Source organism: Methanomassiliicoccaceae archaeon DOK, from assembly GCA_009911715.1.
In the GTDB taxonomy this organism is placed as follows: Archaea; Thermoplasmatota; Thermoplasmata; order Methanomassiliicoccales; family Methanomethylophilaceae; genus Methanoprimaticola.
Genome location: CP047880.1, coordinates 837,524 through 863,540 on the forward strand (window position 1 = coordinate 837,524; position 26,017 = coordinate 863,540).

At 59.8% G+C, this 26,017-nt stretch carries 23 protein-coding genes, 1 tRNA gene and 1 pseudogene; 14 read left to right on the plus strand and 11 right to left on the minus strand.

Going from position 1 to position 26,017, the window contains the following annotated elements:
- Positions 1–11: 11 nt before the first annotated feature.
- From JS82_04260 to JS82_04285, 6 genes are all read right to left on the minus strand, one after another.
- A complete protein-coding gene (locus JS82_04260) occupies positions 12–698 on the minus strand; it encodes a peroxiredoxin (GenBank protein QHK17357.1) in 687 nt (228 codons plus the stop codon).
- Between the two features lie 95 nt (positions 699–793).
- On the minus strand, positions 794–1,921 hold the full coding sequence (locus JS82_04265) for a 4Fe-4S dicluster domain-containing protein (protein QHK17358.1): 1,128 nt from the start codon (positions 1,919–1,921) through the stop codon (positions 794–796).
- 97 nt (positions 1,922–2,018) lie between these two features.
- Positions 2,019–3,077: a hypothetical protein gene (locus JS82_04270; protein ID QHK17359.1), complete on the minus strand. Its 1,059-nt coding sequence runs from the start codon at positions 3,075–3,077 to the stop codon at positions 2,019–2,021.
- Positions 3,078–3,360: 283 nt separating this feature from the next.
- Positions 3,361–4,014 (minus strand): triose-phosphate isomerase, encoded by a 654-nt coding sequence (gene tpiA, locus JS82_04275; protein QHK18403.1) that lies wholly within the window; start codon positions 4,012–4,014, stop codon positions 3,361–3,363.
- A 16-nt stretch (positions 4,015–4,030) separates the two neighbouring features.
- Positions 4,031–5,176, minus strand: coding sequence for a fructose 1,6-bisphosphatase (locus JS82_04280; protein QHK17360.1), 1,146 nt, complete (start codon positions 5,174–5,176; stop codon positions 4,031–4,033).
- A 94-nt stretch (positions 5,177–5,270) separates the two neighbouring features.
- Positions 5,271–6,080, minus strand: coding sequence for an asparagine synthase (locus tag JS82_04285; GenBank protein ID QHK17361.1), 810 nt, complete (start codon positions 6,078–6,080; stop codon positions 5,271–5,273).
- An 84-nt stretch (positions 6,081–6,164) separates the two neighbouring features.
- On the opposite strand from JS82_04285, the gene JS82_04290 reads away from it, so the two are divergent.
- Both JS82_04290 and gpmA read left to right on the plus strand, forming a co-directional pair.
- Complete coding sequence (locus JS82_04290) at positions 6,165–6,644, plus strand: prolyl-tRNA synthetase associated domain-containing protein (protein ID QHK18404.1); 480 nt, start codon at positions 6,165–6,167, stop codon at positions 6,642–6,644.
- A 51-nt stretch (positions 6,645–6,695) separates the two neighbouring features.
- On the plus strand, positions 6,696–7,439 hold the full coding sequence (gene gpmA / locus JS82_04295; GenBank protein QHK18405.1) for a 2,3-diphosphoglycerate-dependent phosphoglycerate mutase: 744 nt from the start codon (positions 6,696–6,698) through the stop codon (positions 7,437–7,439).
- Positions 7,440–7,537: 98 nt separating this feature from the next.
- On the opposite strand, the gene JS82_04300 is transcribed toward gpmA, so the two are convergent.
- Complete coding sequence (locus tag JS82_04300; GenBank protein QHK17362.1) at positions 7,538–8,023, minus strand: flavodoxin; 486 nt, start codon at positions 8,021–8,023, stop codon at positions 7,538–7,540.
- A gap of 103 nt (positions 8,024–8,126) precedes the next feature.
- Between JS82_04300 and JS82_04305 the strand changes: the two genes are divergently transcribed.
- The 5 genes and pseudogenes from JS82_04305 to JS82_04325 all read left to right on the plus strand — a co-directional run bounded on the left by JS82_04305 (position 8,127) and on the right by JS82_04325 (position 15,597).
- On the plus strand, positions 8,127–9,875 hold the full coding sequence (locus tag JS82_04305; protein QHK17363.1) for an ATP-binding cassette domain-containing protein: 1,749 nt from the start codon (positions 8,127–8,129) through the stop codon (positions 9,873–9,875).
- Positions 9,862–11,652 (plus strand): annotated as a pseudogene (locus JS82_04310) (ATP-binding cassette domain-containing protein). Before JS82_04305 ends, JS82_04310 begins: the two are co-directional and overlap by 14 nt.
- Positions 11,653–11,806: 154 nt before the next feature.
- Positions 11,807–13,483: a hypothetical protein gene (locus JS82_04315; protein ID QHK17364.1), complete on the plus strand. Its 1,677-nt coding sequence runs from the start codon at positions 11,807–11,809 to the stop codon at positions 13,481–13,483.
- Complete coding sequence (gene aspS / locus JS82_04320; protein ID QHK17365.1) at positions 13,480–14,784, plus strand: aspartate--tRNA(Asn) ligase; 1,305 nt, start codon at positions 13,480–13,482, stop codon at positions 14,782–14,784. Before JS82_04315 ends, aspS begins: the two co-directional genes overlap by 4 nt.
- 93 nt (positions 14,785–14,877) lie before the next feature.
- The gene (locus tag JS82_04325; GenBank protein ID QHK17366.1) at positions 14,878–15,597 is read left to right on the plus strand and encodes an alpha/beta fold hydrolase; all 720 of its coding nucleotides are present in this window, start codon (positions 14,878–14,880) and stop codon (positions 15,595–15,597) included.
- A 91-nt stretch (positions 15,598–15,688) separates the two neighbouring features.
- Here JS82_04325 and JS82_04330 read toward each other — a convergent pair whose 3' ends face one another.
- Positions 15,689–16,663: a hypothetical protein gene (locus tag JS82_04330; protein QHK17367.1), complete on the minus strand. Its 975-nt coding sequence runs from the start codon at positions 16,661–16,663 to the stop codon at positions 15,689–15,691.
- Between the two features lie 140 nt (positions 16,664–16,803).
- Between JS82_04330 and JS82_04335 the strand changes: the two genes are divergently transcribed.
- The 6 genes from JS82_04335 to JS82_04360 all read left to right on the plus strand — a co-directional run bounded on the left by JS82_04335 (position 16,804) and on the right by JS82_04360 (position 22,481).
- Positions 16,804–17,343 (plus strand): Holliday junction resolvase, encoded by a 540-nt coding sequence (locus JS82_04335; protein QHK17368.1) that lies wholly within the window; start codon positions 16,804–16,806, stop codon positions 17,341–17,343.
- Positions 17,344–17,720: 377 nt separating this feature from the next.
- Positions 17,721–19,034, plus strand: a complete 1,314-nt coding sequence (locus JS82_04340; protein QHK17369.1) for a circularly permuted type 2 ATP-grasp protein — start codon at positions 17,721–17,723, stop codon at positions 19,032–19,034.
- A 5-nt stretch (positions 19,035–19,039) separates the two neighbouring features.
- Positions 19,040–19,708: a hypothetical protein gene (locus JS82_04345; GenBank protein ID QHK17370.1), complete on the plus strand. Its 669-nt coding sequence runs from the start codon at positions 19,040–19,042 to the stop codon at positions 19,706–19,708.
- A 193-nt stretch (positions 19,709–19,901) separates the two neighbouring features.
- Positions 19,902–20,588: a transglutaminase family protein gene (locus tag JS82_04350; protein QHK17371.1), complete on the plus strand. Its 687-nt coding sequence runs from the start codon at positions 19,902–19,904 to the stop codon at positions 20,586–20,588.
- Entirely contained in the window at positions 20,585–21,514 is a 930-nt protein-coding gene (locus JS82_04355) for a succinylglutamate desuccinylase (protein ID QHK17372.1), read from the plus strand. The genes JS82_04350 and JS82_04355 overlap by 4 nt, the downstream gene beginning before the upstream one ends.
- A 4-nt stretch (positions 21,515–21,518) precedes the next feature.
- The gene (locus JS82_04360; GenBank protein ID QHK17373.1) at positions 21,519–22,481 is read left to right on the plus strand and encodes a succinylglutamate desuccinylase; all 963 of its coding nucleotides are present in this window, start codon (positions 21,519–21,521) and stop codon (positions 22,479–22,481) included.
- A gap of 145 nt (positions 22,482–22,626) precedes the next feature.
- On the opposite strand, the gene JS82_04365 is transcribed toward JS82_04360, so the two are convergent.
- Together JS82_04365 and JS82_04370 are read right to left on the minus strand one after the other, a co-directional pair.
- Positions 22,627–22,712 (minus strand) — tRNA-Ser (locus tag JS82_04365).
- Between the two features lie 88 nt (positions 22,713–22,800).
- Positions 22,801–23,319 carry a flavodoxin gene (locus JS82_04370; protein ID QHK18406.1) on the minus strand — a complete coding sequence of 173 codons (519 nt, stop codon included), beginning with the start codon at positions 23,317–23,319 and terminating at the stop codon, positions 22,801–22,803.
- Positions 23,320–23,902: 583 nt separating this feature from the next.
- On the opposite strand from JS82_04370, the gene JS82_04375 reads away from it, so the two are divergent.
- A complete protein-coding gene (locus JS82_04375; protein ID QHK17374.1) occupies positions 23,903–24,775 on the plus strand; it encodes a hypothetical protein in 873 nt (290 codons plus the stop codon).
- A 268-nt stretch (positions 24,776–25,043) separates the two neighbouring features.
- Here the strand turns inward: JS82_04375 and JS82_04380 are convergent, their stop codons facing one another.
- On the minus strand, positions 25,044–26,003 hold the full coding sequence (locus tag JS82_04380) for a Na+-dependent transporter (protein QHK17375.1): 960 nt from the start codon (positions 26,001–26,003) through the stop codon (positions 25,044–25,046).
- Positions 26,004–26,017: the final 14 nt, after the last annotated feature.

Below are 26,017 nucleotides of genomic sequence, written 5' to 3' on the forward strand. Positions count from 1 at the left end.
TGGTTCGAGTCTCAGTCCTTCTTCTGTTTCCTGAAGCACATGAACCAATCGAGGCAGTACATGTCGGGGTCCTTGGACTCCACACGCTCCTTCGCGGTCCCGCAGGATCCGGCTGTGGGAACGATGACGTCGTCTCCGGGCCTCCAGTTGGCGGGAGTGGCGCAGTTGTCGGAGTCGGCCTTCTGCAGGGCGAGGATGACCCTCTTGATCTCGTCGAAGTTCCTTCCGAGCGAGAGCGGGTAGTAGATGATCGCCCTTATCTTCCCCTTGGGGTCGATGAAGAAGACGGATCTCACGGCCTGGGTTGTGGATGCTCCGGGCTGGATCATGCCGTACTTCCTGGCGACGTCCATCTTGATGTCCTCGATGAGCGGGAACGTGACCTCGGGCTTGCTGATGCCGTTCCACTCTAGCTCCTGGATCTTCCTGAGCCAGGCGATGTGGGCGTACAGCGAGTCCACCGAGAGTCCGATGAGCTCGGTGTTCAGGGCCTTGAACTCGTCGATCATCGACGCGAACGTCATGAACTCGGTCGTGCATACGGGGGTGAAGTCGGCGGGATGGGAGAACAGGATGACCCATTTCCCCTTGTAGTCCTCGGGGAAGCTGATCTCCCCCTGAGTGGTGACCGCCTTGAAGGCGGGTGCGTCGTCGTTGATCAGGGGCATTCTGAACCGGCAGTCGTTTTCGCTGTCCATGTTGTTGACCTCAACCTATTAACGGCGTGAAACTATATTAAACGCCGTTAGATACCAGAATTTAGGTAAAACTAAAAGGTTTGGTGAAGGGGTTTTCAAGCGAGCTTGAGGTCGGATATGGACTTTTCCAGCATCTCCCTGATGGCGATGTGCTGCGGGCACGCGTCCTCGCACTTACCGCACTTGATGCACTCCGTGGCCCTCGCCTTCCCATGGCCTCCCACGAGCCATCCCTCCTGGCCAACGGCGGCCTGGAGGTTGCCGTAGAGGACAAGCAGGTTCTCGGCGTAGAACGTCCCCGAGATCCCGATGTTCTTGGGGCAGACCTTGGAACAGTACTCGCAGCTTGTACAGGGGATCACCGGGTAGGTCTCGATCATCTTCCTGGCATCGTCGATTACCTTCCTCTGGGAGTCGGAGAGTCCCTCGAATCCCTTCATGATGCGGATGTTCTCCTCCATCTGCTGGACGTTGCTCATCCCCGAGAGGACGGTTATCACGCCTTCGAGGTCGGCAGCGAATCTCAGGGCCCAGGACGCAGGGGAGGACCCTGGTTCGGCTCTCTCGAAGATCTCCCTCACCTTGTCAGGAGGGCTTGCGAGCATCCCGCCTTTGACAGGCTCCATGATTATGACCGGGACGTTGTGGCTCCTGGCGACCTCGTAGCACTTCCTGGATTCGATCGACGGGCTCTCCCAATCGGCGTAGTTGATCTGCAGCTGCACGAACTCAGCCTCCGGGTGCGCATCCAGGATCTGCTCCAGCTCGTCTGCGCGGCAGTGGGCGGAGAATCCTATGTGTTTGATCTTCCCCTGGGCCTTCATGTCGCGGACGAAGGACCACATGTCGTAGTCGTCGAAAAACCTGGTGCGGCTCTCGCCCAGGTTGTGGAGGAGGTAGAAGTCGAAGTATCCGGCACCGGTCTGCTTCAGGGACGTCTCGAACTGCCCGATCGCCTCCTCGCGGGTGCTGCAGTTGATCCAGGCGGCGTTCTTGGTCGCCAGCTGGTAGCTGTCCCTGGGGTAGCGTTCGACGAGCGCCTGGCGGATGGCGTCCTCGCTCCCTGCGTATGCCCACGCGGTGTCGAAGTATGTGAACCCTGCGTCCATGAACATGTCGACCATCTTCTTGGTCTGCTCAATGTCTATGGCTCCTCCCTCGAGGGTGGGGAGACGCATGAGCCCGAATCCCAGTTTCCCTATTCCTTTTCCGATTCCTTCCATGAGGGCACCTTCTGTTGCTGAGCATCAGTTATCAGCATTGGATTTAAAGTTAACTCCAAATAACAGACTAAGACCAGAAGGCCATATATCGGAGGGGTCACCTTCTGAGCCAGTGAAGCTCTGGCGGCTCCGGAGGGGCCAGCATGACCCTGTTCTCGGGGACAGTGTCCTGGCTCCCCGCTATGTACTCGTCGAGGTAGAGCCTGATCTCATCCATGACCCCGTCCTCCAGCTCCATGACCCTCTCCTCGTCCCTCTTGCGCTCCACCCTGATCAGTGCCAGTTCACCGCCCTTGCGTATCGCGTTGAGAAGATGGTTGACGAAACCGGCCGACCCGTCGGCGGGCTGGATGGAACCAAGCCTCCTGACCTCGGATTCGCTGGTGTCGGAGATCACCCGTTCAGTGTCGGTGAGGGCGACCCTGTAAGGCATCGTAAGCCAGAGCGACAGCTCGAAATGACGCTTTGGGACAGCGCGCCTCAGACGGGATCTCTTCTCCCCTGATTCGAAGCAGAAGCGGTCGACATCCTCCACAATGCGTCCCAGGCATTCCCTGCAGTAGATGAGGTCCGGATGCACGGGCAGACCAGAGATGCGTATCCTTGAGCACAGGTTGACCATGCTGAAGCGGAAATCGGTCCTCAGGCCCGATGAGGCATTGTAGAGCATATCCGCAAGCTCATGGCAGTATCCGGTCTTCCTCTCGGGGAAGCGCATCATGCAGTGGTACTCCATGGATGTGAGGTGAGGCGTATTGAATTTGCGTCCGCGGATGCGGTTGCCGATCATAATCTCGACGAACATCCTCTGTGTCCTGGAGACGAACGACTCGGCAACGCGGTTGTCCTCAATCAGGCACAGGGCGCATGTCCAGAAGATTCCCGTCTGAAAGAGGTTCAGTCTGCGGGCGTATGCAATTCCGACGGCGTACCAGGACTTCCAGGATCCGGGGTTGGAGTGCGCGCCGGCGTTGGCCTCCCTCTCGAAATCCGTGTCCGAGCGATACATCTCATCCGCGGAGTCAGGCTCCACCACGGGTGTCGATGCGGCGTCTATCGGTGCTCCCGTGTAGTTCAATCTCCAGCATGACGGACAGAACCAGTATCCCAATGGTTCGAATCCGTACTCCTTGCCGCACGAGCAGATGCAAACCATAATTCAGAATCTGTCTGGAGGGGTAATAAATCATGACGACGGAGCGCCAATCGTGATGTGGATGTCGATGGCTCTCCGTCCGAATGGACTTGAGCCTTCTCAATTCTCGAAGCAATCGGAGTTGATTTGGTTGCATTCCCCGAAAATCAATAAATTCGAAAACGGAAATTCACGGTCTGTCTTTTCAGTCCTTTCCGAAATACGTTTCATCGGACATTCAGACTTGCGTCCATCAAAGAAGCAGAAAAACGGAGGCACCCCCTGAGGGGGTGAAGATGTTTCCTCAGATGTACTTTATGAGGTCTCTGAGCACGGCCTCGGGATCCTTGGCCTTGACGACACCGGATGCGAGCAGAACGCCCCTGGCACCGAGATCCAGGGCGGTCCTGACGTCCTCGCCCGTCTTGACGCCGGCTCCGCAAAGCACGGCGACGTCGCCGTTCACTGAGTGGACGGCGTCGACGGTGTCCGAGACGATCCTGGGGTTGGCGGTCGTGACCGACACGTCCCCTCCGATCAGCTCTGGGGGTTCCACGGCGATCATCTGCGGCGCGAACGCGGCCAGTTCCTTCGCCTTGTCCACGGACTCGGCGCATGCGCAGACGTCCAGGCTCAGGTACTTGCACATGTCGATGCAGGTCTTCACCTGCTCCGCGGGCTGCCTGTGTTCGGAGTGGTTGACCAGCGTCCCCCTCACGTCCGTGGAGTGGAGCATGGAGGGGGTCACGAACCCGGTCCCGGATCCAGGCTTGAGCGGGTCGACGTTCTGCGAGTACACCGGGATGTCCAGGGTGTGGGCGACCAGCGCCAGTCCGATGACCGGCGGGCACACCGCTATCTCCACCCCGGACTCCTTGGAGACCTTCTGGCAGATCTTCGCCAGGGTGAGGGCCCTCGTGCCTTCGACCTCGGCGTAGACCTTGAAGTTGACGATGATCTTCGGGGGGCGGAATTCACTCAAGGTCCTCGAACCTCTCTGTGAGCTCCTTCAGGACTTCGGGCCTGGAGGTGTACTCCATCTCCTCGGGTCCGAGGATGGAGGGCATGAACGGGCCCTGGCTCCTGATGAACTTGCTCGCCCTGATGGAGTTCCTCCTGGCCTCGTTCCATGTGTCGTTGCCGAAGAAATCCACGGGGATGTGCTCTCCGCCCTTGGCGCCCATGGGCTCGAGTCCCTGGAGCTTGCCCTCGTTCAGCTGGAATCCGAGGCAGCAGATTCTTGGGGGTCCGTCGAAGTAGACGGGGTCGGAGTCCTCGGGGGAGCAGGGGTAGAACGCACCGTAGTGGGATCCCCTCATCCATCCGGCGACGAGGAAGGTGGTGTTCATGAAGGGCTGGAGGTACTCGCCCACGGAGGGGAGTCCGGACTGGGCGCGGCAGATGCACACGGGGTCGTCCTTTCCGATGTACTTTCCGGCTGTGAGGTTGAGCTTGTCGGTGGACACGACGCATGCGGGTCCGATTCCGCTCCTGGAGTTGATCCTCTTGATCGCGTACCTGGATGTGTCACCCAGGAGGCTCAGGATGCTGAGCGTCTCCTCGGGGGAGGACATGGTGACCCTCTTGTGTCCGATGACGTCCTGGATCTCGACGTCGAATCCCTTCTTGGCCCTGGCGTCGACGACCAGTCCGGTGGTGGTGAACGGGTCGAGGAAGATCCTGCTCAGGGGCAGGGAGTACGCGGAGGGCTCGGTCTTGTCCGCCATGAAGAACAGCAGGGGCTCGGATCCCCTCTCCTCGAAGGACATCTCGGCGGAGCCGGGTCCGGCTCCCTTGACGTTGCCGGAGAACGCGTCGGTCAGGATGTCCTGTCCGGCGGCGTAGAGCTTCATGGACTTGGCGATCTTGGCGGCCTTCTGGAAGCACTCCCAGGCAGCGCCGTGGACGTCCTTGTTGCCCTCGCCCTTGTAGTGTGTCATGTAGAGGTTGATGTCGTCGCCGACGCGGGTGACGTAGAAGTCCTCGATGATGCCCTGTTTCTGGGCGTCGGTCAAGATCTCCTTGCTGGCCTCAAGCATCGAGGGGTGGGGCCTCGAGTGTCCGACGACGGAACCGACGTCGGCCTTGATGACTGAAACTGTGACTTTCTCGGCAGGCATGATTACACCTATTGCTTATGCTGACCCCTTAAGGGGGGTGGCATAATAAAGAATGTGGTGCCGTCAATCGGAGAAGCCGAAGCGGACGGCGCACTCAGTCGCCCTCGGATGGCGGGAACACCTCTTCATAAAGGCTCTGGATGTAGCGGTTGTACATCAGCCCCCTGCGCTTCGCAAGGGCGCGTACGATGTCCGTCGTCCCCGACCCGTACTGGGACGACTTCTTAGTCCTGTGGGCCAGGAAGGGGTATCCGAGGTCCGTGGCGACCTCCTTCAGCACCTTCTTGCGGGAGTCCATGTCGGCCGGCCTGAGCTCGGCTGGGTCTATCCTGCGGACGCAACCGACCACGTCATCGTCCAGGTACGGGTAGTACAGGGTCTTGCCGAAGTGCCTGGCTATGGCGAGCTCGCAGGGGACGGAGACATCCATGAGCCTCCTCACGCCGTCCTTGACGTAGGCATCGTAGTCCCCGTCCGTGCATCCTACGTACTTGGCGCATCCCATGAAGTACTCGTCGGCACCCTGGCCCGAGACGACCACCGGCTCGGGGGCTCTTTCGCACACGGTGAAGAGCTGGAGCTCGTAGGAGATGGTGAAGGGGTCGTCGGTGCCGGTGGCCGAGATCAACCTCCTGATTGTGTCCTCGACGTCGTCCTCCGAGATCCTGACGTGGACCCACGGCAGCCCGATGGTCTCCGAGAGCTCCTCGGCTGCGAGCACGTCGAAGGATCCGTCGGACCCGCACGTGTAAAGCGTCACCGATTCTGCGTAGCGATCCGACAGGCAGGCGGCGAGCCCCGAGTCCAATCCGCCGGAGAAGGCGACGGCAACCCTCCTCCCTTCGACCGCTCTCCTGACCCCGTCGACTATGGCATCCTCCAGCTCCGCGTACCTGAAAGGCATGCCACCGAATCCGCGGGTCCGACTTAAAGCTATCAAATACGGGCAGTGCCATCAGAGCCCATGGACGATTCTCCGGAGTACGACATGGAAGCGGTCCTGGCCCTTCTGAGGGACAGGGGGATAGGGTTCGAGGAGATGCACCACGTCCCTGTGTTCACGATCGACGAGATGCTGGCACTGGACATGCCGGATCCGGAGCACATAGCGAAGAACCTGTTCCTCCGCGACGACAAGAAGAGGGACTACCATCTGGTGGTGTCTCGGGAGGACAGGAAGGTCGACCTCAAGGCCCTCAGGGATGTGCTCGGGTCCAGGCCGCTGAGCATGGCCTCGGAGTCCGACCTGTGGGAGTTCCTCAGGCTTCGCAAGGGCTCGGTCACGCCGTTCGGTGTCCTCAATGACCCGGGGAGGCGTGTGACCGTCACCATCGACTCGTACTTCCGGGACTCGGTCATGGGGATACACCCGAACGACAACACGTGCACCGTCTGGATAGCCTCATCCGACCTGGTTTCGGTCATCGGAGACCGCTGCAAGGCCGTCCAGTTCAGGGATCTGCCCTGAAAAGTTATTTGCGATGCGGGGGATGCGGGGTCGATTCAAATGACAGACACCATGAGGCTGGTTCTCCTCCGCCACGGGGAGAGCGTCTGGAACAAAGAGAACCTCTTCACCGGGTGGACCGACGTCGACCTGTCCGACAAGGGCAGGGAGGAGGCCAGGGCCGCGGGGAGGCTCATGAGCGATGAGGGACTGGACTTCGACGTCTGCTACACGTCGTTCCTCAAGAGGGCGATCCACACTCTCAACCTCGCCCTGGAGGAGATGGACAGGGAGTGGCTGCCCGTCGTCAAGGCTTGGCAGCTCAACGAGCGCCACTACGGTGCTCTCCAGGGACTCAACAAGTCCGAGACCGCCCAGAAGTTCGGAGAGGAGCAGGTCAAGATCTGGAGGAGGTCCTACGCCACTCCGCCACCGGAGCTTGAGCCCTCGGACGATCGCAACCCCGCCAACCAGGAGATGTTCAGGACCGTCCCGAGGGAGTGTCTCCCGCTCACCGAGTCCCTGAAGGAGACCGTCGCCAGGGCCGTCCCTTACTTCGAGCAGGAGATCAAGCCCAGGATGCTTGCCGGCGAGAGGGTGCTCATAGCCGCCCACGGCAACTCACTGAGGGCGCTGGTCAAGGAGTTCGACGGCATGTCGGAGGAAGAGATCGTCGGTGTCAACATCCCCACGGGCGTGCCGCTCGTCTACGAGTTCGACAGGGACCTCAACGTCGTATCCAAGAGATACCTCGGCGACCAGGATGCCGTGGCCGCAAAGATGAACGCTGTCGCCAACCAGGGCAAGAAACAGTGAAAACTTGACCCCGGCGGATGTTCCCGCCGGGGAATTATTCGTTATGCCAATTATTTCGTATGAGAGTCTCCGATTCTGTTCTTTATCAGACAATCCGGTTAGAGGTCTAGGCTCTCGACCCATTCTCTGAGCTCATCCGCCTTCGCGTTTGGGCTCCAGAGCCTGCCCTTCTTCCAAGAGGTCTCATCGGAGCAGCATCCGTGCAGCTTCGACCCGTCACTGCCCGACACGGAACCGCCGGAGGTAGCGAAGGTGACCACGGTCTTTCCGGAGAAGTCGTACGACTCCAGGAATGTCCTGATGATCTTCGGAGCGTCGCCCCACCATATCGGGTATCCTACGAGCACGGCGTCGTATGCGTCCATGCCATCCACGGGTTTTGCGATCTTGGGTCTGATGCCGGGGTCCGCGTGCTCGAGGGAGCTGCGACTCCTCTTGTTGGTCCAGTCCAGGTCGGCTGTGCTGTACGCGGGATCGGCCTCGATCTCGTACAGGTCGGCGTCTATCGCTTTGCTTAGGGTCTTTGCAAGGTGTCTGGTCTCCCCCGATGCGGAGAAGTACGCCACGAGGATCTTTCCATGCATACGACTTGAATCAAACTCCAGGTTAAAGGCATTTCCCTCCGATGCCGTCGATTCCTCCAACTCTCGTCATCGTTAAGAGCAGCAGGGGCGTTAGTAATGCAGAATGATACTGAGGCACCTCTCCTGGCGTGGCCGGCTGATGCTGGCCATCTGCGTCTTCCTTATCGCCGGGCAGGTGTACCTCGACCTACGCATCCCGGAGTACATGGGGGTCATCACCGACCACCTGCAGGCAGGAACCGCAACAGACGTGATCGCCCGCGACGGGGCGGCGATGGTAGTTTGCGCCCTGCTGAGCCTTCTGCTCGCCGCCTGCACCGCGGTCCTCGCAGCCAGGGTCTCCACCGACCTCTGCCACACCCTCCGCAGGCTGCTGTTCTCTAGCGTTGGCGCATTCTCCAGGCAGGACGTGGATGGATTCTCAGCGTCCAGCCTGATCACCAGGTCCACCAACGACGTCTATCAGATCCAGCAGTTCCTGCCCAGGGCCATCAACATGGTCGTGAAGGCCCCGATGATAGGGATCATGGCCGTCTGGAAGATCAGCAGCAGCTCCTTCCAGTGGACATCGGTCACCGTCATCGCCATGATCGTCCTGCTGGCCGCGTTCTCCGTGATGCTCTACCGCGGGATGCCCTACATGCGCAGCATGCAGAGGCATGTCGACTCGGTGAACAAGATGACCCGCGAGGGTCTCGAGGGGGCCAGGGGGATCCGTGCGTACAACGCCGAGTCACGCCAGCAGGCGAGGCTCACCGAGGCCAGCGGGAGGCTGCTGGACAACAGCATCACGCTCGTGAGGGTCATGGCGCCGATGCACGCCCTGGCGTCCTCGATGATGAACTTCCTGACGCTGGCGATATACTGGGTCGGGGCTGGGATCATCCAGTCGGCCGCAGGACCCGGGGAGCAGATGTCCCTGTTCTCGGACATGATCGTCTTCACATCCTACGCCACCCAGATCATCTCCGCGGTCATGATGGCCTCCGGGATCATCAGGGGTCTGCCAAGGTTCATGGTCTCCAGCAGACGCATCTGCGAGGTCATAGACCACGTCCCGTCCGTGCGCGATCCCGATGCGCCCGTGGCCACAGAGGCCCTGGGCCGCGTGGAGTTCCGGGATGTAACGTTCAGGTACCCTGGCACTGACAGGGAGGTTCTTTCAGGGGTGTCCTTCGTCGCCGAACCCGGGGAGACCGTCGCGGTGATAGGCCCCACCGCCAGCGGGAAGAGCACGCTGCTGTCGCTGATCCCCAGGCTATACGACGTCACATCGGGGTCGGTCCTCGTCGACGGCGCCGACGTCCGCTCGTACACGTTCGAGGATCTCAACTCGCGCATCGGCTACGTGCCGCAGACCGCCGTGGTGTTCTCGGGAACTGTGAGGGACAACGTTAACTACGGCGGTGTCTCGGACAGCAGGGATGATGCGGACGTCGAGATGGCGCTGAGGGTTTCACAACTCTGGGAATTCGTCTCAGGGCTTCCGGACGGTCTCGACACGGACCTCGCCCAGCACGGATGGAGCCTCTCCGGCGGGCAGAGGCAGCGCCTGGCGATAGCCCGCGCCGTATGCAGAGGCCCCAGGATATACCTGTTCGACGACACGTTCTCGGCACTTGACTACAGGACCGACAGGGACGTCAGGGACGCCCTGGGCAGGGAGACCTCGGGGGCAACCAGGATAGTGGTCGCCCAGAGGGTGGGGACGATAATGGACGCCGACAGGATCGTGGTCCTGGATTCCGGGCGCGTGGTGGGCATCGGGACCCACGACGAGCTCCTGGAGTCATGCCCCCTGTACCGCGAGATAGCAGAGTCCCAGATGGAGGCGTGCGATGCCCGGAGGTAACGGGCCCAGATGGGCCAGGCAGGACAAGCCCCGTGACCTCAGGGCCGCCATGACGGGTCTGCTGGTCTACATGGGCAGGGACAGGCGCTCGCTCTACGCGGGAATGCTGTGCGCCCTCGCCGCCACCGTGCTCTCCCTGGTCGGACCGCAGCTCCTCGCCAGCATCACCGACAGCATATCGGGAAGCATCCTCGGTTCCACGCCGGTGGACATGGACTACATATCGCGGCTGGGGGTCGTCCTCGTGGTGATGTACGCGGCCAGCTTCCTTCTGTCCGTGGGCGAGACGAGGATCATAGGGGTGGCATCCGAGAGGATCGGCGACAGGATGCGCAGGGACCTTTCGGCAAAGTTCGACAGGCTGCCGCTCTCCTATCTTGAGTCACACAGCATCGGAGACCTCATGAGCCGCATGACCAACGACACCGACACGGTGCGCACGGGAGCGGCCGAGAGTCTCAGCACGGCCGTCTCCGCCGTATGCATGATCTGCGGCGGCATGGCTATGATGCTCTACACCGACTGGAGATTGGCGATGGTCGCAGTCGTACCGACGGCCATGGGCGCCACCATCCTCTACCTGGTCACCCACCGCTCCCAGAAGTACTTCGTGGCCCAGCAGAGGGACCTGGGCCTGATAAACGGGATCGTGGAGGAGACATACTACGGCCACGACGTCGTCCGCACATACAACGGCACGGAGGGGGCCGAGAGGAGGTTCGCAGAGGTGAACGACAGGCTCCGCTCGTCCTCATTCAGGGCGAGGGTCGCCACGGCCATGATGCCGCAACTTATGAACTTCATAAGCAACCTCTCCTACGTCGTGGTCTGCGTCGCGGGGTCCGTGCTGATCATGGAGGGCAGCATCGGATACGGCGTGATCGTGGCCTTCATCGTCTACGTCAAGAGGTTCAACCAGCCCGTGGCCGAGATGGCGGACATCGTCGCCAGGATGCAGTCCGTCGCCTCTGCGTCCGAGAGGGTCTTCGGCATCCTGTCGATGGAGGAGATGGCCCCGTCCCCCGAAGGGCCGCCGATCGGACGCGCCAGCGGCAGGGTGGAGTTCCGTGACGTCCGCTTCGGCTACACCCCCGACAGGGAGGTCATCCACGGATTCAGCCTCACGGTCGAGCCGGGGTCCAAGGTCGCCATCGTCGGGCCGACGGGGGCCGGGAAGACCACCATCGCCAACCTCCTGGTCCGCTTCTACGACCCGGACTCTGGGGGGATACTGATCGACGGCGTCCCGACCACATCCCTGTCCCGTGCGCAGGTCAGGGAGCAGTTCTCCATGGTGCTTCAGGACTCCTGGCTGTCGGACGGGACGTTCTACGAGAACGTCGCCTTCACAAGCGGGGCCAGCAGGTAGGACGTGGAGAGGGCATGCGACTCTGTCGGTATCGGGGAGTACATACGCGCGCTCCCCGAAGGATTCGACACCGTTGTGGGGGAGGCCTCGGGGCTCTCTGCAGGGCAGAGGCAGCAGCTCGCGATTGCCAGGGCGATGGTGAAGGACGCCCCGATGATTATCCTGGACGAGGCCACCAGCTCGGTCGACACCCGCACCGAGAGGAGGATACAGGAGGCCATGGACCGCATGATGGTCGGGAGGACGTCATTCGTCATCGCTCACAGGCTCTCCACCGTCAGGGACGCCGATGTCATACTCGTCATCCGCGACGGGAGCATCGTCGAGTCTGGAACGCATGTGGAGCTGATGAGGTCTGGCGGATTCTACCGCATGCTGTATGACTCCCAGTTCGAGGGATGCGACTGATCCACTCTTTTCGGCAGAGCGTAACGAGGCCCGGATGCTGACCAGTATTCCTTAAACATCTGCGACGTAATCGCTCATCATGTAGAGGAAGAACCTGGAGATCATGGCTGTGGCGGCGGTGGCAATCGCCGTCTGCGCCTTGGCATCCTTTGTCATGTTCGGTGGCGACGATCACGTTCCGACCGTCACGGATCCCGACTACCTCCCCAACCCGATCACCGACGATATGCGGGACTACCCCGACGCCGAGGAGGCTCGGGCCGAGATGGACGAGCTGTTTGCGGCCTATATAGACACCATCCTGTCTGATGATGCTTGCGGAGACGAGATCATGGAGTGTACCCAGTCCTTAGGGGATCTATACGGGGATCTCGAGGTATGGTATGGAATCTTGTTGTGGGATTACAGCCGTGACCCGTCGACCTATTCCGTCCAATTCATGGAATGTTCCTCCGTGATCAATTCTTTCGACATGACCCTGAATGACGTCGTCCAGAGGGGGCTGGACGGACCGAATGCCGACGAGGTCGAAGCCGCCGTGATCACGGTGTTCGGACAGATGAAGTTTGAAAGCATGTCCTCATCGGCCACCGACATTCCCGAGCTGGCCGAGCTGTCGGAGCGCGAATTGGAACTTTGTGACATGTTCTACACCACCCCATCCACTCCTGACAACATGGCGGCGATATTCCTCGAACTGATCGATGTTCGCAACCGCATCGCGGAACTCCAGGGGTACGAGAACTACTCCGAATACGGATTCACGATGAAAAATTGCCGTGACTTCGGTCCCGATGACGTCGCGGGGTTCATGGTCGCCGTAGCCGACAGGGTGGTTCCGCTATTCTACTCGTACTTCGATACCTATCAGCCGCCTGAATACGACTACGGGTGTCCGCAACAGCTGTTCAATGACGTGTCTCAGTTCTTCCACTCGATCTCGGAAGAGTTCGGTCGGCTCTACGATTGCATGGTCGAGAACGATCTCATAGATTTCGATGACCTGCCCACGAAGCCTATCAACACGTATACCTGGGGAAATTTATACAGCGATACGAGGTACGCGTACATCTGCGCCTATCCGTACGGAGGATTCCTGGACGTCAGAGGACTTGTCCACGAGTTCGGTCACGCCGCCAACTATTGTATGAATCCCACGAAGGATTGGGATTACGACATAAGTGAGTCGCAATCCCAGGGCCTGGAGGCGCTGTTCGCCCTCGACCCTCAGATGCTGGACGGTCAGACGGAGGCTGTCAGGTCGGATGTCCTGTCCAATCTTCTCGCGAACATGATTATGGCCTCGTGTTTCACGGAGTTCGAACTCAGGGCGTACGCGGAGGGACCCGACACACAAGAGGATCTGGAAGCCCTGTACGCAGAGGTCGTGTCCAAGTACGGGACCGAGGGTTGGAGTCCCTGGTACTATTACAGTCAACTCTTCGGTAATCCGTTCTATTTCATGAGCTACGGAGTGTCAGCCTTCAACGCCCTGGACATCTTCATCACCGGTCTCGAGGACCTCGATGCGGCACTGGACGAGTACATGTCGATCCTCCTCTACGACCGGAACGGATACATGGGGATGACCGATGCCCTGGGGATCAGATCCGCCCTTGATCAGGAAGATTTCGACCATGTGCTGGATGCATTGGAGGCCATTTACGATCAGGCGGACGGGGGTCAATTTAACGTCGAGAGCGGTATGATGCAGCACTCTGCATCGATGGGAGCATACCGAGGCCCACGAGGAAACCGGGATTCGATGGCGCATCTTCGCGGTGTGACCCACTTACCCATAAATATGGCACGCGCATCCGAGGAAGCATGACAGCAATCAGGGACTCAAGCACCATCGCCGTCTCCGACGGCACCGCCACCGTCCATGGGTGGGTCCAGGACGTCAGGAACCTGGGAGGCATCTCCTTTCTGACCCTCCGCGACAGGCACGGCACCCTCCAGGTCACCATGCCCAAGAAGAAGATCGACCCCGAGCTCTTCGAGAAGCTTACCAAGCTCCCCAGGGAGTCCGTGGTCTCCATCACCGGCGACGTCAAGGAGAGCAACCAGACCGCCCTGGGCCTGGAGCTCATCCCCACTTCCGCCGAGGTCATCGGAGAGGCCGCCGTGCCCCTCCCCATGGGTGTGATCGACAAGGTCAACGTCGAGATGGACACCCGTCTCAACCACAGGTTCATGGATGTGCGCAAGCCCGAGATAAAGGCCATCTTCGAGCTCAAGTCCATCATGGTCGACCTCATCGAGGAGGCCGTCAGGGAGAACGGGTTCACCCGCGTGTACACCCCCAAGATCGGGGCCGCCGGCGCCGAGGGAGGGGCCGAGCTGTTCAGGGTCCAGTACTTCGACAGGCCCGCCTACCTTGCCCAGTCCCCCCAGCTGTACAAGCAGATCCTGATGTCCACCGGACTCGACAGGGTGTACGAGATTGGTCCCGCCTTCAGGGCCGAGCAGTCCAACACCAACCGCCACGTGACGGAGTTCATCTCCTTCGACGGGGAGATGTCCTGGATCCAGAACCAGAACGACGTCATGGCGATGATCGAGGGGATCGTCGACCACGTCCTCAGGGGTCTGAAGGAGAGGGGGGCCAAGCAGCTCGAGATCCTCGGCAAGGAGATCAACGTCCCCGCCAGGCCCTACCCCATCCTCACGTACTCTGAGTGCCTGAAGATGGTCAACGACGCCGGGCTCAAGCTCAACGAGGGCGACGACCTCGGTACCGAGGGGGAGAAGATCGTCGGCGACGTCATGGGCCAGAAGGGGATCGACCTGTACTTCATCGCCGAGTACCCCGAGGAGGCCAAGCCCTTCTACATCATGGAGAAGGACGGCACACCCTACTCCTACAGCTTCGACCTGGACTACCGCGGCCAGGAGGTCTCCTCCGGCGGACAGAGGGAGCACAGGTACGACGTGCTCGTGAGGAGGATGGAGAAGAAGGGCCTGAACCCCGAGGACTTCGAGTTCTACCTAGAGGCCTTCAGGTACGGCATGCCTCCGCACGGCGGATGGGGGATCGGCATCGAGAGGTTCCTCGTGAAGATGCTGGACCTGCCCAACATCCGCGAGGCCATCCTGTTCCCCAGGGACCCCAGCAGACTGGAACCTTGAACCTTCTTCCGGAGGGGTTAGCCCCTCCGTTTTTTCATCCAATCGATAATTTAGGTATACCATAATTATATACCACCACCGCATCGGGCGGTCATGCGCGTTACGACCAACGGCGTCTCCATCTACTACGAGGTGCGCGGGAAGAAGGGCCCTGCCCTGATCATGCTCCACGGCAACGGGGAGGACCACAGGATCTTCGACCGTGCCGTCGATTACCTCGAGCAGGTCTTCACCGTCTATCTCGTGGATACTCGCGGCCACGGAGAGAGCTCCCCGGTCAGGGAGTACCACTACCAGGACATGGTGGACGACCTCTCCGAGTTCATCCGGAAGCTGAAGCTGGAGAGGCCCGCGGTGTGCGGGTTCAGCGACGGGGCGATCGTCGGGCTGATGTTCGCTTCACAGAACCCGGGCGTCCTGTCGCATCTCATCGCATGCGGCGCCAACACGAGACCAGAGACCCTCGGCGGTCTCAAGATGGCCCTGGACCGGATCGGTGATCCGGGGAAGAAGGACCCCAAGGTCCGTCTCATGCTCACGGAGCCCGACATATCCGCCGAGGACCTGGCAAGGATAGATGTCCCAGTCACGGTGGTCGCAGGCAGCAGGGACTGCGTGAAGAGGAGCGACACCGAGTTCATCGCAGGCTCCGTTCCCGGAGCGGAACTGGTTATAATGGGTCGCGCCGACCACTCCAGCTACATCGTCCACAGCACCAGGATCGTCGATGTGGTGTTCAAGGCCATGGGCGTCGACACCTCCGCCATCGCATTCGTAGACCGTTACCGAGCAGGACCGATAGCGGATCCGTAGGGGATAGAACAACCGTCGTTCTGATGCAGAAGGGTGGGCCCCCGGTCTACCGGGGGGGGGGGGAAGCACCGGACTGGTCCGGTGTTTGATGTCAGTCCGCAACGAGGATCAGGTCGCAGTCGATGAGTCTGTCCTCCAACTCGCAGTCCTCCCACACATCTCCGTTGTACTCGACATCGTGCATCTCGATCCAGGAATCGATGACGATTCCCGTGTCGGGGTCCACGATGAAGGTCCTCTCCCCGATGTCGCCGCTCTCGGGGTCCTGATACGGCATCACGTAGACGTCGCACATCATCACACCCCACTGGGTGCTGATAGCCTTCGATTCCACGAGCGTGGAAGCGACGATGTCCTCCTCGGTCATCATGAGTCCCGACACGAACTGTTCGACGGTGACGGGTTCCTCGCCGTCGATCAAGTTGAGAGTTCCGTCCTCATTGACGGAATCCACAGTCATGGTGGTCGTCCAACTGCCGGAAATGAATCCCTCATCGGAGGTGTAATCATACAGGTGCTCGTAGGTGTACGTGCTGCCGACCTCAGGCGGAGCCAACCCTATCTTCACGAATTCCGGGTCCAGGGGATCGAACACGGATGTGCCGGTCATGACAGTCCGGTAGGTGTCCCCATCGTAATCGGTGCTATCGACAATCAGGACAAGGTTGGTGTCCGGCTCCACATAGTATACGAGAACCGACCAGTAGTCGGTTGTGAGGTAGACGTCGCACTCGATGTTCCCCAGGAACGTGTCCACGGTCTCGGACCGCAGGTACTCGACATTCTCATCACTGGGGTCTACTATCGTGAAGAGGAACCCGTATGAGACGGAGACGGTGTACTCGTCGGAAACGTTCATCTCGTAGTAGTTCACCGCCTGGACGCTCTGCACAGTGTACCTATCGACGTAGCCCGAGTCCAAATGGTCGTACTCCACCCAGTCGCCAACGACCAGGTAGTCTCTCATTTCCAACTTATCATCGGAATCCATTAGGTATGTGCCGTAGCTTATGCCGGCAACGGCAATCGCCACAACGACTATTATTGCCACGGATTTCGGATTCATGGGTGTTAATCGACTTGTGGTTTTAAAAAACGGCGGATGGGGCCGATGTGATGGGCAGGGTTTTTCGGTCGGATCAGGGGGTATTCGGTCACCCCCCCGATTCCGTTTATATACGGTGTCGGGAATCGAAGACCGATAAGATGACAGCACCGGGCGACACCTATGAACGCGAGCTGAAGGCTCTTCTGGCCGGCGACAAGAGGGCCGTGGAGAGGATGGTCAAGACGTGCAACGCCATGGAGACCGCCGCCTACAACACTATGCTTCTCGAGCCTTTCCTGGTCATCCGCGCCGCCGGGTCGCTGGGCGTCGACCTGGTCGCGCTTCGCTGGGACTTCTCCTTCCCCATCGAGGTCAAGAGCTCGTCGGACCCCGTCATGCACTTCAGCAAGAGCCAGAGGCTGGTGGAGCAGGCGGACACCATGCTCGGCGAGTGCAAGCGCTGCCATCTGGTGCCCATCTACGCCTACCGCCTGAAGGGGTTCCGCGGCGATCCGTGGAGGGTCTTCACCATCCCCACGGACCACCAGTACAAGGGGAGGCACTCGGTCCTGTACAGGAGGCTGCCGAAGCTGGACGTGTCCAGCAGCGGGAACTACATAATGAGGTGGGAGGACGGCATGAAGCTGTCGGACTTCCTGCTTTACACCGGGATGTCAGACTACTCCAGCACGGACTGAGTGGAACCGCCGTCAGAACTCATAGGGCTCATCACGGGTCAGCCTCGGTCAATCATCATCCGGTTCCGGTTCCGGGACGTCGATGCCTCGGATGTAGTTATCAGTTGGGGTTGTCGGAGAAGGAGGCCGCGTAGTGTCTGAGGCCCCGCGGCGTGAACGCGAGGCGGATGTGAGGAGATAGACTGCGGCCGGAGAAGTAATCTAGTTCACTCTTGTTAATACATTGCATTGTATACAGGTGGATGGCGCATCCAATGTGCTGGCATGCATCGATAGATGCATCCATCAAACACTTCCCGGTCGGATTAGATTCTTATTAAATGCTATACAGCCATACCCGCCCATCGGGCCGAAGGCCCCACACGGCAGGATTCAACATGGACGATCTATTCAAGCAGACGGAGACGGTGAACAGTCTCCTGGCAAGGTACGGGGTCAAGTTCGGCATCTACAAGGACGGCAAGTTCAACGAGCAGCTCTTCCCCTTCGATCCCATCCCCAGGGTCATCTCCAAGGAGGAGTTCGACTACCTGGAGAAGGGGCTCAGGCAGAGGGTCGACGCCCTCAACCGCTTCCTGGCGGACATCTACGGCGAGAAGCGCATCATCAAGGACGGTGTCGTGCCGGAGGAGTTCGTGTTCACCTCCTCCGGGTTCCTTAAGGAGTGCGACGGTATAGTCCCGCCCAAGGGCATCTACAGCCACATATCCGGCATCGACCTGGTCCAGGCAAAGGACGGCACATGGTACGTCCTGGAGGACAACCTCAGGGTCCCCTCCGGCGCCTCCTACCCGCTCATCGCCAGGAAGTTCACCAGGATGGCCTCCCCGGCGACGTTCAAGCACTACCCTGTGGAGGACAACAGGGACTACGCCCAGCTCCTCAAGAGGACCATGGACAACGTCAACACCGGAGGCATCAACGTCATCCTCACCCCCGGCCGCTACAACGCCGCCTACTTCGAGCACTCGTACCTGGCTGAGCAGACCGGCGCGGTGCTGGTCACCGGCCAGGACCTGACCGTCGAGGACAACGTGGTCTACTACACCGACTACCACGGCGACAAGCAGAGGGTCGGAGCCGTCTACAGGAGGATCTCCGACGACTACCTGGACCCCATGGTCTTCGTGGAGGACTCCGTCATCGGGGTGCCCCACATCATGTCGGCCTACCGCGCCGGCAACGTGGCGCTGATCAACGCGCCCGGCAACGGCATCGCCGACGACAAGGGGATCTACTACTTCGTGCCCAAGATGATCAAGTACTACCTGGGCGAGGAGCCGATTCTGAACAACGCCCCCACGTACCTCCCGTTCTACGAGGAGGACAGGGAGTACGTCCTGGAGAACTTCGACAGGCTCGTGATCAAGGACGTCGCCGAGGCCGGAGGATACGGAGTGGTCTTCGGTAGCAAGCTTGACGCCGAGCACAAGGCGGCGCTGATAGACCTGATCAAGAGGGAGCCCAGGAGGTTCATAGCCCAGGAGGTCATCGACTTCAAGGACTTGGACATCCTGGAGGGCGACCAGAGGGTGTTCAGGAAGGCGGACCTGAGGGCGTTCGTCCTCACCGCCGACGAGACCATGGTCTGGAGGAGCGGGCTCACCAGGTTCTCCAGGAACCCCGACTCGTTCATTGTCAACTCGTCCCAGGGAGGCGGGTTCAAGGACACATGGGTCCTTTCGAGGTGATCAAGATGAGCAACATCACCACAGAGAAGGCTAACGAGCTGTTCTGGCTCGGAAGGTACGTGGAGAGGGTCTACACCACCTGCATGGAGTTCTTCAGGGGATACGACAGGATGATCGACGAGCAGGAGATCTCCTATCCGGAGTACTGCCGCAGGGTGAGCATCCCGAACGTCTACGCCGACAAGGAGGACTTCCTCAGGAACTACCCGTTCGACGATTCCAACCCCGACTCGATCATCAGCAACCTGATACGCGCCTACGACAACGCGGTGGTGCTCAGGGACGACATAGGATCCGACACGCTGTCCTACATCCAGCTGGCCATCTACGACATGAGGAAGGCCTCACTGGGCGTCGCGCCGCTGATAGGGCTCCAGACCGTCATCGACGACATCTTCGCGTTTTGGGGCTGCCTCGACGACCGCGTCGTCGACTACAGCGAGAGGAGCATAGTCAAGGCCGCCAGGAGGATCGAGAGGATCGACCTGTACCTGAGGTTCGGCCTGCCCGCGGACAAGATATCCTTCGAGGTCAACAGGCTGCAGAACAGGATCGTCAGGACCGGTCTGAGCTACGACCAGGACGCCATCCCCAGGCTGAGGAACATGCTGGCCCAGGAGGATGTCCCGTACGCCGACGCCATCCGTCTCATCGAGTCTATGGTGGATGTCTGAGACAACGTTAACTACTGCCTCATGATTCGCCAGCCGGAGGGATGCTATCCTGGACACCGGAAAGTACCTGCTTGGGTTCCAGTACCAGCTCACGCTGGGCTTCGACGGCGAGGCTGTCAGGCACTCGTACACGCTGCGCTGCGTCCCATCGGACACGCTCAGGCAGAGGGTTCTGGCCTCGCAGGTGTCGATCATGCCGGACTCCCCGCACACCTCGGGGACCGACGGTTTCGGCAACGCGACCATTGAGGGGACCGTCTACGACGGCCACTCCTCCTTCTCCGTGTCCGTCCAGGGGACGGTCGAGGTCCCTTCCGCGGAGCCCGAGGGTCCGGTGCCGGAGTCGCCCGCGCTGGACGACGACGGTATGGTTTTCAAGTACCAGACGCAGAGGACGGAGCCAGGGCCCGCTCTGCTGGGCTTCCTCGCATCGGCACCGGACTGCGACTGCGACGACCTGTCCCGCGCCGTCGGCCTGATGCACAGGCTCCATTCCAAATTCGTTTACGAGAAGGGCGTCACCGGCCCGGAGACCACCGCTGAGGATGCGATGGCCCTCGGGAGGGGGGTCTGCCAGGACTACGCCCAGATCCTCATCTCCCTGCTCAGGAGCAGGGGCATCCCGTGCAGGTACGTCGTCGGGTTCACCGTCGGCGAGGGCGAGAGCCATGCATGGGTGGAGGTCCTCCACGAGGGGACCTGGTACGGGCTGGACCCGACGGGGGACACATTCGTCGGCCCGCGCCACATCAAGGTGTCACACGGCAGGGACTACGATGACTGCCGCATTAACAGAGGGGTGTTCTTCGGTGCGCATCCGGTCTCCCAGAGGGTGCACGCCAACGTCTCCCCCGTCAACGACCAGGAGGTCAGCTCATGATCGAGAACGTCGTCTCTATCAAACTCCCCGTGGACGAGGAGCTCAGGGTTCAGAAGAACAGGATCGCGCCCGAGGGCGTCGGGCCTGATGCGAAGAGGATATGCATAGTCACCGGCACCCACGGCGACGAGCTGGAGGGGCAGCTGGTCTGCTTCGAGCTGGCCAGGTTCCTGAAGGCCAACATGCAGCATCTGAAGGGCATCGTGGATATCTATCCGGCGCTCAACCCGTTGGGCATAGACTCCATAACCAGGGGGATCCCCGGGTTCGACCTCGACATGAACAGGACCTTCCCGGGCAGGAAGGACGGTTCCATGCCGGAGTACATCGCCTCGGAGATCTTCAACGACATCGCGGGGGCGGACGTGTGCATCGACATCCACGCCAGCAACATCTTCCTCAGGGAGATACCCCAGATCAGGATCAACGAGCTCACGGCCGAGGAGCTCGTGCCCCTGGCCAGGTACATGAACGTCGACTTCGTGTGGGTCCACTCGGCTGCCACCGTCCTGGAGTCCACGCTCGCCTACTCGCTGAACATGGTCGGCACCAAGACCCTGGTCGCGGAGATGGGCGTCGGGATGAGGCTCACTATCGAGTACGGGAACCAGCTCAGCAAGGGCATCATCTCCCTGATGGCCCATCTAGGCATGTGGGACGGCCCTGTGCCCTACGTCAGGGAGCCGATAGTCTCCGTCGACGGCAAGGTGGAGTACATAAACGCAGCCAAGGGCGGCATCTTCGTCCCGCGCATCGAGCACTGGAGGGGCGTCCGCCAGGGGGAGCATCTCGGCGACATCGTCAGCCCCATGACGGGCGAGGTCCTCGTGAAGGTCGAATCGCCCTGCGACGGACTCGTCTTCACGCTCAGGGAGTACCCGGTCGTCGACGAGGGATCGCTCATCGCGAGGATACTGAGGGAGTGATTGCATGGAGAGGACCGTGATTTATGAGCTGGAGTCGATGTACAGGGACTCCTTCCGCGTCACCGGGTTCAGGTTCGGATCCGGCGAGAAGACCATGTGCGTCGTGGGTTCTATGAGGGGCAACGAGGTGCAGCAGCTGTACTGCTGCTCCCAGTTGGTCGACAGGCTGAAGACGCTGGAGGCCAGGGGCCTGATCAACGAGGGGCACTCTATCACCGTCATACCGTGCGTGAACCCCTACTCGATGAACATAGGCAAGAGGTTCTGGCCGACTGACAACTCCGACATCAACAGGATGTTCCCGGGCTACGACCTGGGCGAGACCACCCAGAGGATCGCCGACGGCCTCTTCAAGGAGCTCATCGGCTACAGGTACGGGGTGCAGTTCGCCAGCTACCACGCCCCCGGCCAGTTCACACCCCACGTCAGGATGATGAGGACCGGGTTCGAGAGCGTCGAGGACGCCAAGGTCTTCGCGCTCCCCTACGTCGTCCTCGTCGACCCCGTCCCGTTCGACTCGGGAGTTCTGAACTACAACTGGCAGATATGGGAGACCAAGGCCTTCTCCCTCTACACCCAGGAGACCTCGAGGATTGACAGGGCGAGCGCACTGCGCGTGGTGGACAGCGTCACGAGGTTCCTCAACAGGATCGGGGCCATCTCCTACGACGGGAAGGCGGGGTACATCCCGGACGTCATCGAGGAGAGCCATCTCGTCAGCGTCCAGACCAGGGAGGCAGGCATTTTCGAGCCCCTGGTCGAGGTGGAGGCGCAGGTCAACGCCGGGGACGTCATCGCCAGGGTCATCGACCCCTATGAGGGATCCGTGAGGCAGGAGATCATCGCCGAGTGCGACAGCGTGGTTTTCTTCAGGCACTCCGACCCACTGGTCTATGCGGACACGGTGGTGTTCAGGCTCATCCCGATAGGCGAGTTCAAGATCGGCTCAACCGAGAACCGATTCTAAAAGGGTTTTGGGGGGGTGGTTCATCCATCCCCCGTTTTACCTCTTTCGATTGTAACTGTGGATATTTTCCAAGGTCTTTCTAGCGGACATTTCGCAGTTCGTATAATAAGCGAAAGTCACGTAGTTAAGGTTGAGTGATATAAGGCGCGGAGTGGGAGATTCGAACTCCCGTGGAGAATTCTCCACCGGTTTTCAAGACCGGCGCCGTGGGCCAAGCTTAGCTAACTCCGCTTGAGCCGGTGTAAGTGGATTCAATATAAAACTGCGATGGAGGGTCCGCTTGTTCGTAGGCGATCATGACGACTGTCGTTTTCTACGATCACATGTCGTAAGTGCAGACAGGTCGCTGAGTTTCGTATTCATACACGATATCCAACGTGTCCCTTGCCCAGGCCGCCGCATCACCGTGGTTCAGAAGTCTTCCCTTGCCCCATCTCACTTGGAGGTACCCTGCCTTCAGACTCCTTTCAGCCCTATCTATCCCGCTGCCGCCTGAGGTGGCGAACGGCACGATGGTCTTCCCGGCAATGTTGTGGCTGTCCAGGAAGGTGTCGACGATACGGGGTTCGACGTACCACCATATCGGGAACCCTAGCATCACAGCATCATACTGCGACATGTCTTCCAAAGGATCTGCAATGGATGGGCGGCTGGAGACGTCATCGGACTCTATCGAGCTGCGACCGTTCCTGTCGGTCCAGTCAAGATCCTCGATGGTGTAGGGGAGTAAAGGCCTGATCTCATAGATGTCGGATTCCGTGGCAGTCGCCATCGACTTGGCCCCCGCGACAGTGTTGCCTGTCGCGGAAAAGTACGCGATGAGTGTCTTTCTGGTCATAATTTCCAACTTCCATTCTTCGACCAGATTCAACACCATGCATCATTTCGGCCATGACAATCGAGATGGAAATGGAACAGGGCCGGACTTCCGCCGTAAAGGAGGAAACTGAACATGAGCTTTCGAGACTGCCGACCCTGGTTATGATTCCGGCGGTTGAATCTATGAAGGATATTTTGCTATTTAAATATTGGTTTACCCATCCATCCAGATACAACCAATCCGAACAAGGTTCACGACGCAGCGATCTGCCCCATCGGCACCTCGTCAGCATCCTTCTCCGGACGCCACATCCGTCGATGAATTTCGCTAGGATCGCGAACCACACAGCTTCCATGTGATCCCGCATTCTCCCGTACGGATTCGCACGTTCGAATCCGGTGGAAGCGTACACGTGAGGGGGTTTTCCCACCGGTTCTCCTCCGTCGATCGCTCGTAGGTTTTGTTTTATTCTGCCAACGGTCATCTCGCGCTCAATCTGGATGGTGTGACGATAAAGGGCAACACAGCCACAGATAACAGAAGCGGTGGAGTAATCGCATATACCATCGATTCAGGCCATCTCACCCTCGATCTCGAAGGCTTGACGATAAAGGAAAACGGCACATCCGATGCCTGCTCCGTCATCGTCGAATTCGAATCCAGCACCAGCATCCCCGAGGTCGTGCTGTCCGGGGTCTGCGACATAGACGGGATCAACCGGGTCTATAGCGGGACCAGGATAGCCGGTCCGTTCATTCAGGCGGAGCAGGGATTCGCCCTCAAGGACCCCGAGTCGTCCATCATTCTGATACTAGGTGACGATTTCGAACAGGGGGCCCTCCTGATCGAGGGAGACGCGGAACCAGAGATGTTCTCGCTGGGATACGGAAAGCTGCTCAGAAGCTCGGACGACGGACTTGCCGTCTACAACGGCGTCGGGGTCACATTCCAGGGATGGAACGAACAGGAAACCCGCTTTGTGGTTCAAAACGAGCCGATTCCGGAGGATGCCTACCCCGCTTTCACCAGGGACGGCTTCACGCTGAGCGGATGGGAGACATCCGACGGGGAACCCTGGGACCCCAACACAGCGGTCTCCTCTTCCACAGATGTTAGGGCCGTTTGGACGCCCGTAGAACCTGATCTGAACATCACCGCGACCTCCGATGGGTCATCTATGAGACTCGCTGCGGGATACAGCACCCAGTTCGAGGGCGCGACGGTCTCCCTCGCCTGGGGCGACGGCACACAGGGGAACACGCTCGTCGTCTCGCAGAGGGGCCAGTACACCGTGACGATGACCATCGAATCCGAAGGGGAAACATGGACCTTCTCCGAGACCTACACAACGGGCAACATGGTGTCGTCCGTCGACGATGACGACGAGGCCGAGAAGACCGTGGCGTGCGCCGCGGCGGCTGTCGCAGCTGCCATCATGGTGCTGATCCTGATCGCCGAGTACCGCAAGAGGTAAACCGATTCCCAAACTCCTTACCCATCGCACGGGGGTCCGTACCGTGCTAATCACTTCTCCGCCAGAGGATGTCTGAACCACTCGGCGTGTAGCTGGTGGTCTACAGTGTCCATATCGTCTCATCCAGGAGGTCTGTGCAGTGGCAGTCGTCACTCAGATGGCCTTGAGGACGCACCCGTCTGGTAAGCGGGCGGGGGAGCCCCCGCGCTATTATTTTGTTATTTTCAAAACCTTGTCTCTTTTGCGTGGGTTCGCAAGGATTACGCGGTCAGATGGTTTGGGATGCAATCTCTTCTGAGAGGATTTCATCGTTCGTCTTTTCATTGGGCCACAGTCTGTCTACGGCCTTCGTCAGGATCGCGAACCACACTGCTTCCACGATGAGGGATACGACGCACGGAAGCACCGCCTCGGGCATGGTAGCGGCGAACAGGCCCATGGTCAGGGAAGCACTCATCCCTGAATTCTTCCAATAAGAGAAGGTCACATAATTCAGGCCGTTGGTCCTGTTCACCTTCAGCTTCTTCATCGCGTAGACCAGGACGATCGAGACTAGGAAGATACGGAAGATGCAGGCGACGACCAGGCTCAGGACGACCATAGGCTCCGAGAAGACGAACTCCTGTCTGGAACCCAGGCCCACGAACACCAGGATGAACATCATCAGGTTGATGAAGACCGTCTTGGGAGCCTGTTTGAGATGGAGCCTTTTCAGCGGTATCGTCAGGATGAACGGTATGAGGATGAACATCAGGATGTACCTGAGGACCTCGAGCGGATTGACCGAGTTGCCGATCAGTGTATGCGTGATGATCGGGGTGAGCGCGATGGCGACGACGTAGATGACGGCCAGGGACAGCACCGCCAGTTTGGGGTCTGCCCTGAGGAAGAGAGCGGACGGGACGACGGAGATGGCGCAGGGGACGGCGGAGAGCATGACCCAGCCGGTCCAGAGGGCCTGGTTGTCGATGAACAAGAGACCCGTGACCAGGGTGAACCCGGTGCAGATGATGAAACAGCACAGTATGTTGAGGACGATGGGCTTCTTGTAGTCCCCGAAGTCGTGCCTGCTGAACTGGATACCGTCCAGAGCCACGGCCATCTGCGCTATCAGCGCTATCATCATGATCGTGGAGGCATCGGGACTCCCGAAACCGAAGATCAGGGCCAGGATTATGGCGACCGCTATCCAGACTTTGATGTCCGAAAGGATGTTCAGCAACGGCATGCGGTGGAGATTCG